A 10,321-nucleotide genomic window follows, 5' to 3' on the forward strand; every position below is an offset into this window, starting at 1 on the left:
ATGTGGCGCGCGGCAGCCTCGTAATCCTCACGCATGAGCGCGGCGCCGGTGAGCGCGGTATCGCCGCGCATGCCGAAGCGCTGGGCCCCGAAGTAATTCGGCACGCCTTTTTCCTGAAGGCGCGACAAAACAGTCCGAAAGTCCGGAAGCCGCGCGGCCTCCATGCCGCGGAGCTTCAGGACAAACCGGTTCCCTTTCAAATGCCCGATTCTTAATTTGTTGCGGTGGCGCGTGACCGTGAGGACACACAGGTCCGGAATTTGCAGCTCCTGGATGCGGGCCGGGTCCGCGTGCTCAAGGCTCAGCCATTGGCGGGTCACGGCGCGCGCGTCCTTCAACCCGGCCGCGCCGATTTCCTTGGCCGGCACGTTCATCACCTTCGCGATGCGGCGGCAGGCCTCATGCGTGGAAATTCCTTTTTTCTCGATCCGGAAATAAACGTGGTCGCCTTCGCCGCACGGCTCGTACGCGGGGATTTCTTCCACCTCGAAGTCTTCCTCGGTCTGGCGCGCGGTCAGGGCAAGAGGCGGGATGTCCGCCGTAAGATAAGGCCAATTTTTTTCCATGGTTTTGTTATTATGGCATACATGAACGCTTTGCCCGACGAAAAAATCAGGCGCTTCCAGGCGCTGCTCGCGGATGCGCGGCGCGTGGTGTTTTTTACGGGCGCGGGCATGTCCACCGAATGCGGGATCTCGGATTACCGCTCGCAGGGGGGCCTGTGGCAAAGGTATCAGCCCGTCACGTTCCAGGAATTCCTGGAAGACGAAGACAAAAGGAAAGAATACTGGGCGAGGAAAAAAGAGATGTTCGGCACGATCCGCGCCGCGCTTCCCGGGCCCGGGCATCTGGCCATGGCGCGCTTCGAAACCTCGCCGCATTTTCTCGGGCTCATCACGCAGAACATCGACGGCCTGCACGCCAGGGCCGGAAGTAAAAAAATCCTGGAACTGCACGGCACCAATCTCGAAACGCTTTGCCTGGGCTGCGAAAAAACCGAGGATTTCGAAATCGTCTATGCCCGGCTTCTCCGGGGCGAGGAAGCGCCCCGCTGCCTTGCCTGCGGCGGGCTGCTGAAACCCAACACCATTTCCTTCGGCCAGGAACTGGATGCCCGCACCCTTTACACGGCCTTTGACTGGGCCGCCCAATGCGACCTCATGATCTGCGCGGGATCGAGCCTGGTCGTGCAGCCCGCGGCCTCGCTGCCCCGGCGCGCCAAGGAAGCCGGGGCCGGGCTTGTCCTCATCAACCGGGAGCCGACCCCTCTGGACCCCTTGGCGGACCTGGCTGTGCACACCGATCTGGGGCCTTTTTTAAATGCCGGCCTGCCTTAAAAGGACCCCCGTTCCCGTGCTATAATGCGGTCCTATGACAGGCCTCAGTTGGAACAACCTCCGGGAAAACGCGCTCCTCGAAAAGAAGATCACGGAACTCGACCTGACGATCAGCAGGACCGCGATCGCCACCCTGATCCAGAAACTTTACCGCGAGCTGCAGGACAAAGGCCTTTCCTTTCTCCCGCCCTGTTTTCTGGCCGACGAGTGGTTCTGCCCCGTGGGCGTGCCCGCCATCGGCATTCCGTTTTATCTCGCACATCCGCGCCTGCGCCGCCTCGAAAAAAAAATGATGCTGGAAGCCGAGGGCGATTCGAAGACCGAATTCCTGAAGCTGATCCGCCACGAGGCCGGGCACGCGTATTCCTACGCCTACAATCTTTATAAGAAAAGCCGCTGGCGCGAATTGTTCGGGCCCGCGTCCAAGGAATATCCGGACACGTACCGCCCGCGGCCGCACAGCCGCTCGTACGTGATCCATCTCGAAAACTGGTACGCGCAAAGCCATCCGGACGAGGACTTCGCCGAAACGTTCGCGGTGTGGCTGACGCCGAACCTCAACTGGAAGCAGCGCTACCGAGGCTGGAAGGGCGCGCTGGAAAAGCTCGAGTACGTGGACCACCTGATGAAATCCATCGCGGGCAAGACGCCGGTCAACAAGCCGCGCTTCCATCCCCGCGACTATTCTGGGCTGAACCTCAAGCTCAAGACCTTCTACAAGCGGAAGAAAAAACTCTTTGCCGAGGATTATCCGGATTTCTACGACAAGGACCTGCGCACGCTTTTCACGGATTCCCCGGAACATCGCGGCGAGAAAAAAGCCGCGGCCTACCTGCGCGAAAACCGCGGGAGGATCGCGGACGTTGTCTCCTTCTGGACCAAGGAAAAGAAATACACCGTGGATAATCTCCTGCAAAGCCTTATCCCCCGCTGCCAGGAACTCAATCTTTACGTCAAAAAAGGCGATACTGTATCCGATTCGCACATCGCTTCCTACGTTACAACGCTGGTGACCAACCACCTTTTCACGGGAAAGTTCAAGCGCAGCAAATGAAGAAGCAGGAAAAAATCCTTGTCGTGTTCAACACGCTGGCCCCCACGACCTTGGACCAGGATTACACCGAGGACTTGAAGCAGCCGGATTGGGAAACCGAAGCCGATGTGATCAAAGCCCTGCAGGCGCTCGGGCACGACTATCAGCTGCTCGGTCTTTACGAAGACACCCGGATCCTTCTCGAAAAGATAAAGCAGTACCCGCCCACCGTGATTTTCAATCTCGTGGAACGCTTCCGCAACGACGCGGCGCATGACCGCGACATCGTTTCCCTTTTCAAGCTCCTGGACGTTCCTTTCACGGGATGCAATCCTACGGGTCTCACGCTTTGCAAGAACAAGGCGCTTTCCAAGCAGATCCTGAGTTACGCGCGCATCCCGGTCCCGAATTTCGCGATCCTGCCGCGCGGCAAGACGATCCGCCGGCCCAAGCGCCTGGACTTTCCCATTTTCATCAAACCGCTCAAGGAAGAGGCATCGCTCGGCATCGCGCAGGCGTCGTTCGTGGAAAACGACACGCAGTTCAAGGACCGCGTGGCTTTCATTCACGAGACGCTGGATCAGGACGTGATCGCCGAAGGCTACATCGAAGGACGGGAGCTTTACGTGGGGGTCATCGGCAACAAGCGGCTGGAAGTCTTTCCCGTGCGAGAGATGCGCTTCAACGAAGTCCCGGAGGACGAGCCGAAGTTCGCAAGCTACAAGGCCAAGTGGGATGAGAATTACCGGAAGAAATGGGGCATCGTCAACCAGTTCGCGGGCGTGCTGCCGGCCGGAGCGCAGCTCAAGATCGAAATCCTCTGCAAAAAAATCTACCAGCTTCTTTCCATCAGCGGCTATGCCCGCCTCGATCTGCGGCTCACGCCGTCCGGCGAGATCGTGTTCATCGAGGCCAATCCCAACCCCATCCTGTCCGCGGAAGAAGATTTTGCCGCGTCCGCGGCCAAGGCGGGCACCACCTACCCGCAGCTCATCCAGAAGATCATTAATCTCAGCCGCCCGGGCAGCGAAGATTAACGCTGCGCGTTAAGGTATTCCTTCAAGGTGGGATACTTCTTGTCTTTGTCGGAGAGGATGAAATCCATGCCGGGTTTCGGCCACGGAATGCCCAGCGCCGGATCGTCCCAGCGGATGCCGCGCTCGTGCGGCGGGGAATAAAAGTTCGAGACCTTGTACGAAAATTCCGTGTCGTCTTCCAGCACGCAAAACCCGTGCGCAAAGCCCGCGGGCACGTAAAGCATGCGGCGGTTGGACGCGCTCAGCTCCAGGGCGAGATAACGGCCGAACGAGGAAGATCCGGGACGCAGGTCCACGGCCACGTCATACACGCTGCCGCGCGTGACGCGCACCAGTTTCGCCTGGGCATACGGCTCGATCTGGAAATGAAGCCCGCGCAGCACGCCCCGCTGCGAGCGGCTGTGATTGTCCTGCACGAAAGAAACGTCGATCCCGTTCGCGCGGAAAATATCTTCGCGGTAATATTCGTAAAAAAAACCGCGTCCGTCGTTGAAGACCTTGGGTTCGACCAGAAAAAGGCCGGGAATTTCGAGGCGTGTCAGCTTCATAAAAAATCTCCTTGGATTTGGCGTATTCTAGCGGAAACTCGCGGGGCGGGCCAGAGGTGGTTTGTCTTTCTTCATCAGGGTCTCCACGTGCAGCGCCACGCAGCGCGGCAGATAATCGAGGTTGTAGCCGCCCTCCAGGAGCGACAGGAGCCTGCCGTCCGCGTGTTTGTCCGCGGCTTCCATCATGCGCTCAGTCATCCAGCCAAAAAATTCCGTACTCAAATTGATCGAAGCCAGAGGGTCCGACTCATGCGCGTCAAAACCCGCGGAGACGAGAACGGCCTCGGGCTTGAAGCCTTCGATTTTCGGAAGGATTTGTTCGCAGAACGCGGTTTCGTATTCGCGGTCCGAGGCCCCGGCCGGCATCGGGCAATTGAGCGTCGCGCCGCGGCCGCGGCCCTCGCCCGTTTCCCACGCGCTGCCTGTCCCCGGATAAAAGGGATACTGATGCAGGCTGGCGTAGAGCACGCTCGGGTCTTCTTCGAAAGTATGCTGCGTGCCGTTGCCGTGATGCACGTCCCAGTCCAGGATCAGGATTTTGTCCAGCCCGTGTTTTTGCTGGAGATACCGCGCGAGGATGGCCACGTTGTTGAAAAGGCAGAAGCCCATGGCATGCGACAGTTCGGCATGATGCCCGGGAGGCCGCAGCAGCGCGAATCCGTTCTGGATTTCGCCGGCCATCATCCGGTCCGCAAGCGTGAGGCCTCCCCCGGCGGCAAGGAGCGCGGTCGCGTACGATTCTGACGAGATGCCCACGTCCGGCGTGTCGAGCCACGGCGCGCCTTCTTCGCAGGCCTCTTTCGAGCGTTTGAGATACGGCGCGGCATGCGTGGTGAGAATCCACTTTTCCTCGGCCGGCGCGGGCCGGACCTGGCTGAGCGTCCCAAACCAGGCCTGCTCTTTCAGATGCGCGAGCGTCCTGGCCAGGCGCTGCGGGGATTCCGGATGCCCGCGTCCCGCGTCATGCTTCAAAAACTGGTCGTCGTAAAGAAAGCCGGTTGCCATGATTTTCCTTCCAGGCTTAAGGTGTTGTCCGGGAATGACGATTCTAAATCGAAAGGGAAAGGGAGGCAAGATGAGGCGCAGCGAGGACGAGCGCGACAAATTGGTGAGAGAAGAAGGCAAGGCGGCGCGGCGGATACTGCGCGGTTTTTTTACGGTACTCTCGGTCGCGGCCTGCTTCGTGGTCCTCTGCCTTTTCGCCTACTTTTTCCGGATCGCAAGCAGCGACAGGACTTTCCGCCTGGAAGATTTCCCCAACCGCCTGAAACAGGATATCGCCCGCCTGAACGACCCCAATACCAAGATTCAGATGAAGGAATTCTTCAAGGATTTGGACGAGGAATTTCGGAAATTCTTCAGAGGAGACAAGCCGGCGTATTAGGCCGGCGGGTCGAACGTGACGTCGAGGCTGCCCGTCTTTGAGTTGCCTTCCACGATGAAATAAATCTGGCGGATCTTCGAGAGATCGAGCGTCGCCAGCAGCGGCGAAAACGGCAGCACCCAGACTTTTTCCGTGTTCGCGTCGATACCGGAGATGGGAATGTTCACATGGACGCCGTTGGCGTCGATGATTTCGAGTTTCACGTCCGGGATGGACCCTTTGAGGCCGAAAATCATCTGATCGAGCAGATGGAAATCTCCGGTTTCGACGGCCGGCGTGCCGCCGTCGTCGAAATCGAGCCCGCCCCCGGACCAGCCCGCGCTGCTCGTCGAGAAATCCAGATGGAATCCGCGTTCGTCGGGAAGAAAATCGATGGCGGCACTCGCGCCCGTGGGATGCACGGTGACGAGATTGGCCTGCCCTTCGACCACGTCGGGGTTATTGATGTCGTCCGGCGTCAGGTTCGCCGACGGAAGCAGCTTGAAAACCGGCGGCAGCACATTGACGTTGAGAACGCCCGTCTGCCCCACGCCTTCCACGATAAAATAAATCAGGCGGATCTTCGTGATGTCGATTCCGGTCAAAAGCGACGCGGGAACAACCCAGACTTTTTCGTTGTTTTTCTGGATGCCCTGCAGGCGCAGCTGCACTTTCTGTCCGTTGGTATCGAGGATTTCCAGTTTCACTTCCGAAGGATCGCCCTGGACGCCGAAACGCAATTCGGTCAGCCCGGTCCAATTCGCGCTCTCCACGGGCCCGGTGCCGAAATCGTCGTACGTGAATCCGCCGCCGGTCCATCCGTCCGTTCCCGTATTGTAAGTCACCTGCACGCCGCGGTCGGTTTTCACGGCGTTGGAGCTGGCGTTCGCGGGGCTGACCGCGGTTTCGCGCGGCGCGCCGATCGTGCCGCTGGGCAGCGCGGTCAGGTCCGCGGACGTCAGCGTCGCGGAAGGATCGATGCCGAGAGGTCTCTTGATCCAAAGAATGTCGAGTGTTCCGGTCTGATTGGCGCCTTCAACGACGAAGAAAACGCTCTTGAGCTGATTCAGGTTCAGGGCATCCAGCAGCGCGAGCGGGATTTTCCAGTATTGTTCCGCCCCGGTAATGCCGGTCAGCGGCAGCGAGACTTTACGGTTGGCAGAATCGGTAAATTCCACTTTGACTTTGGAAGGCGTGCCCTTGAGGCCGATCACGAAATTCCCGTGGCCGTCGTTGGGTAAAACGCCTGGATTCAGGTTATAGAAAAATCCGGCTCCAGCCCAGCCGCGCGAACCCGTCTGGTAATTATAATGAAGGCCGCTTGGCGCCGTGACGTTTCCGGTAAACGGGTCCTGAACGCCGTCCAGCACCAGGACGTCAAAGGGCGTCGAGCTGCCGGACACGAGTTCCGTAACGTCGGACGAATGCAGCCCGGCCGTAGGATTCACGTCGAGCCCGGTGCGCACGCGGTTGATCTCGAGCGTGCCCGCCTGCCCCGGACCTTCCACGATGAAATAAATCAGCCGGACCTTCGAGAAATCCACGCCGCTGAAAACGCTGAAAGGAATTCTCCAGAACTGTTCCACGTCGCTCTTGATGCCGCTCAGGCGGATAAAGGAAGACTGTCCGGCCGCGTCCACGATCTCGAACTTCACCTGGCTCGCGCTGCCTTTGATGCCGAAGACCATTTCGGTCAGGCCGCGCAGGTCCCCGCTTTCGATGGGCTGAGAACCGAAATTATCGTACGAAAAGCCGCCGCCCGCGAAAGTCTGGGTGGCCGTGTTGTAAGTGACTTTCACGCCGCGCGGCAAAGCGTCGGCATGGTCTGTCGCCCCGTTGCCCGGCCCCACGGAGGTCACGCCCAGCGGACCGGCCGTGCCTTCGGGAAAGACCGTGATGTCGGCGGAGGTCAGCGCCGCCGCGGGAGTCAGCGTCTGGAATCCGATCACCTTGTCGAACGTGAACGTGTCGGCCCACAGGCTTTTCGGGCTTTCGGCCGCGGGCTCGAACTTGATGGAACGGACGCGGATGAAATAAGACCGCAATTCGGTGAGCGTGTTGACGACCGCGGGCGAATCGATCGCAAAGCCCTGATACACGAGCTCGTTGAAATCCGGCGTCTTCGAAATCTGGACCTGGTTAGTGGCGGCGCCCGGGACCTTCGTGAAGAAAATGCTGTCTTCCCCGGCGAAATTGGAATTCACGGTCACGATCGTGGGCTTGGCTTTGGTGATGGGGTCGCCGTCGTAAACGAGCGTGTCCGACCACTGCGTGACAAAGCCCGCTTCCACGGAGGCAAGCGCCGAGCCGCGCACGCGGATGTAATAGGTGCCCGCGGCCGGCACGGGAATGGTTTCGGAGTTTTGCCCCGGGAAACCTTCGGAAAGGATGTCGGTGAAACTTGCATTGCGGGAAACCTGGACCTGGTAGACCGCGGTTTCGGGAATGGCATTGAAATCGATTTTCACAAGATTGCCGGGAATCTGACCCGCCGCGAGTCCCGCGGGCTTTTGTCCGGTGTACTGCGCCGGAGGATTATCGAAGGTTCGGACGTCCGACCACTGGCTGAAAGGCCCGGCGCTCAGAGGATTGCCCGCCGAACCGCGCGCGCGCAGGAAAAAGACGCCCGCTTCGGGAAGCGTGAAGCTGCGCGTGGCGGTGGCATTGGAACTGTCGTGGACGATGTCCGTGAAATTCGCGTCCCTCGCCACCTGGACCTGATAGCCCAAAGCCAGGGCCAGCGACTGAAGGGTAACTTGAAATTGGTTATTGCCCTGCGAAGCCGGGGCCGAAACCACGGCCTTGAATGCCTCAAGGCTCGGCGTGGCGATATCGAAAGCAAAGGCATCGGAGAAAAGCGTTTTCGGGCCGTTCGCGTCGCCGCTGATCATGCCCTGCACGCGCGCGAAATAATGCCCGGCCGTAAGATCGGCCTGCCCCTGCACGGTGCGCGGAAAATCTTCCGAAGGGCTGGACGGAAATCCGGTGCGCACGATCTGCGTGAAATTCGTGTCCGTTGCAAGGTCCACGCGGTAAAGCAGCGCGCCCTGAACCGCGCCAAACTGCACGGTCGTGACGCCGGCAAGCGAAGTGTCGGCGGAAGTGACAGAAGGTTTCTGTCCGCTGAACGTGTCCGCGGGCACCTGGACCGTGACCGCGTTCGACCAATCCGTGACCGGACCGGTTTCCACCTGGACATTTTCCGAAGCGCGCACGCGCACGAAATAAGCCCCGGCGGGCAAGCTCACGTTCTCATTGCCGCCTTGGGGGAAACCTTCGTGCACGACGTTCGTAAAATTCGCATCACTCGCCACCTGAATTTGGTAAATCACGGCGCCGGAAACCGGGGACGTCTGGATGTAGGCCTGCCCCGCAATATTGGGCGTCGCCGTGACGTCGGGCTTCACGCGCTCGAACGGATCGGTTTCGAACTGGAAAATCTGGAATTCGATTTGCCCGAGGCGCTGCGGCGAAAGCGAGCGGTCCACTTCGACTTCCACCTTGGCTACGTGCGAACGGTCGAAATTCCCCTTTTGGAAGTACGCGTCCGTCAAATCGAAATTGTATTGGAGAAACGCGGCCGTGAGGCCGGTCATGAATTCGGCGGTATTGCCCTGCGAGTCCGTGAAGCGCACGAGCGCCTTGGCGCCGTTGCCGCTGTTTTTCATCCCGAACTTCACGTGCGAAGCAAGATCGAAAACGCCTCCGGTCCTGGAAAGCACGGTCTTCGCGAAAGAATCCTTGGAGCCGCCGACGTCGTAAGCAAAACCGTAGCCCGCGGTCGTTTCAAAGGAGCGGACATAACCGGGAAAGCGGCCTCCGCTCTGGTTGCCGCCCAGTTTTCCGAACACGCTGTTCAGCGGTTTCAGGGCGGCTCCGCCGGGGAGCGGCGTGCCTTGCAGCGGATAGGCCGCGACCACGTTGCCGAGCGTGACGAACACCTCGCCGCGCCGGTCGATCGCCACGCGGTTGGACTGCAAGTCCTGGTTGCGCTGGCGCAGGACGATCTTTTTCACGTGAGCGGCATCAAAATTATTTCCGGTGAAATCAAACGAAGGATTCACGCCCGTATTGGAAAGCGCGATGTCCCTTTCCACGGTGTTGCCCTGCGTATCTTCGAGGATGAGGTTGAGCGTGGGAAGCCCGCCGGTGGGGCTGCCTTGGTTGTCACGCCGCAGGGCAATCGAAAAGCCTGCCGTAAAATCGAAGGTCTCGCCCTGCTTGTCGATGACGATGTCGACTGCGGCCCCTTTCGCCGCGCCGAGATCGTACATGTAGGAAAAATTATTCTGATCGATTCCTTTGACGGTCGCGTAACCGATGAGCGGCGCGGATTTGCCGAGAGTGTTGTAGCCGACGACTTTGGCGCCCGGATAATGCTGCAGCGAAGAAACCGACTGCGCCGAGACACTGAGCGTAGCCATGCTGAGCGGGCCGGAACCAAAAAAGAGATCGGTGGTTTCTTCTTGGGGCTGATCGTTCTGCTGGGCCGCGCGCTGATTGGCTTCGTCCACACTGATGACGGGCTGGCCCTGCGGAAAGGGCGAAGAAATGATGGGATCGGCGGCGCGGGCAAGCGAGCAAAAGGGATCCAGGCAAGCGAGTGTGATGCAAAGCACTGCGCTGAGGGGACTGCGCAACTCTCGTACTCTTCTCATCCTGCTGGCCTCGGGTTGGGGATTCCCGGCTTTCGCGGTAAAGCCAAAGGTGATCAAGTCTACCCGACAAAACGATCTTTTACAAGCGCGAGTTCGGGGACATGGAAAGTTCTAGAAAACCCTTAAGCTCATATCAAATAAAGATTTAGAGCTTGATTTCAATATCCCTGGTACGCGTCATTATGCTGCCTGCGGCGCCATTTTCGGCGCGCCGGAGGGTAAGAAGCGGACGGCGCCGGAGCCGCATAGGCGGGCTGCACGGCATAAGCCGCGCGCGGGGCCTGCGGCTGATATGCAAGCGGCGCCATGGCCAAACCGTTCGACGGCGCGGGAAAAGAAACCGGC

The 10,321-nt window shown here is 59.5% G+C and carries 9 protein-coding genes; 4 read left to right on the forward strand and 5 right to left on the reverse strand.

Annotated features, from left to right (window positions below):
* The coding region (gene truD, locus VL688_02060; protein ID HTL46828.1) for a tRNA pseudouridine(13) synthase TruD at positions 1 to 566 on the reverse strand (566 nt) is incomplete at its 3' end.
* A 12-nt stretch (positions 567 to 578) separates the two neighbouring features.
* Between truD and VL688_02065 the strand changes: the two genes are divergently transcribed.
* Genes VL688_02065 through VL688_02075 form a run of 3 tightly spaced genes read left to right on the forward strand, consistent with a single transcriptional unit; the run spans position 579 to position 3,407 of the window.
* On the forward strand, positions 579 to 1,337 hold the full coding sequence (locus tag VL688_02065; GenBank protein HTL46829.1) for a Sir2 family NAD-dependent protein deacetylase: 759 nt from the start codon (positions 579 to 581) through the stop codon (positions 1,335 to 1,337).
* Positions 1,338 to 1,371: 34 nt separating this feature from the next.
* Positions 1,372 to 2,391 carry a putative zinc-binding metallopeptidase gene (locus tag VL688_02070; protein HTL46830.1) on the forward strand — a complete coding sequence of 340 codons (1,020 nt, stop codon included), beginning with the start codon at positions 1,372 to 1,374 and terminating at the stop codon, positions 2,389 to 2,391.
* Positions 2,388 to 3,407, forward strand: a complete 1,020-nt coding sequence (locus VL688_02075) for a hypothetical protein (protein HTL46831.1) — start codon at positions 2,388 to 2,390, stop codon at positions 3,405 to 3,407. The genes VL688_02070 and VL688_02075 overlap by 4 nt, the downstream gene beginning before the upstream one ends.
* Here VL688_02075 and rfbC read toward each other — a convergent pair.
* Together rfbC and VL688_02085 are read right to left on the reverse strand one after the other, a co-directional pair.
* Positions 3,404 to 3,955 (reverse strand): dTDP-4-dehydrorhamnose 3,5-epimerase, encoded by a 552-nt coding sequence (rfbC, locus tag VL688_02080; GenBank protein HTL46832.1) that lies wholly within the window; start codon positions 3,953 to 3,955, stop codon positions 3,404 to 3,406. The two genes, VL688_02075 and rfbC, sit on opposite strands and share 4 nt — an antisense overlap.
* 27 nt (positions 3,956 to 3,982) lie before the next feature.
* Positions 3,983 to 4,960: a histone deacetylase gene (locus tag VL688_02085; protein HTL46833.1), complete on the reverse strand. Its 978-nt coding sequence runs from the start codon at positions 4,958 to 4,960 to the stop codon at positions 3,983 to 3,985.
* Positions 4,961 to 5,030: 70 nt separating this feature from the next.
* Between VL688_02085 and VL688_02090 the strand changes: the two genes are divergently transcribed.
* Positions 5,031 to 5,339: a hypothetical protein gene (locus VL688_02090; protein ID HTL46834.1), complete on the forward strand. Its 309-nt coding sequence runs from the start codon at positions 5,031 to 5,033 to the stop codon at positions 5,337 to 5,339.
* Here VL688_02090 and VL688_02095 read toward each other — a convergent pair.
* Both VL688_02095 and VL688_02100 read right to left on the reverse strand, forming a co-directional pair.
* Positions 5,336 to 9,958, reverse strand: coding sequence for a hypothetical protein (locus VL688_02095; GenBank protein HTL46835.1), 4,623 nt, complete (start codon positions 9,956 to 9,958; stop codon positions 5,336 to 5,338). The genes VL688_02090 and VL688_02095 overlap by 4 nt on opposite strands.
* Positions 9,959 to 10,134: 176 nt before the next feature.
* Positions 10,135 to 10,321: hypothetical protein (locus VL688_02100; GenBank protein HTL46836.1), on the reverse strand; the 187-nt coding region annotated here is incomplete at its 5' end.

The organism is Verrucomicrobiia bacterium (genome assembly GCA_035495615.1).
GTDB lineage: Bacteria > Omnitrophota > Omnitrophia > Omnitrophales > Aquincolibacteriaceae > DATJFP01.

Excerpts from the sequence above, each read along its gene's own strand:
- VL688_02065 (HTL46829.1), top strand. The coding sequence starts at position 579 with ATGGCATACATGAACGCTTTGCCCGACGAAAAAATCAGGCGCTTCCAG.
- VL688_02070 (HTL46830.1), top strand. The coding sequence starts at position 1,372 with ATGACAGGCCTCAGTTGGAACAACCTCCGGGAAAACGCGCTCCTCGAA.
- VL688_02075 (HTL46831.1), top strand. The coding sequence starts at position 2,388 with ATGAAGAAGCAGGAAAAAATCCTTGTCGTGTTCAACACGCTGGCCCCC.
- rfbC (HTL46832.1), bottom strand. The coding sequence starts at position 3,955 with ATGAAGCTGACACGCCTCGAAATTCCCGGCCTTTTTCTGGTCGAACCC.
- VL688_02085 (HTL46833.1), bottom strand. The coding sequence starts at position 4,960 with ATGGCAACCGGCTTTCTTTACGACGACCAGTTTTTGAAGCATGACGCG.
- VL688_02090 (HTL46834.1), top strand. The coding sequence starts at position 5,031 with ATGAGGCGCAGCGAGGACGAGCGCGACAAATTGGTGAGAGAAGAAGGC.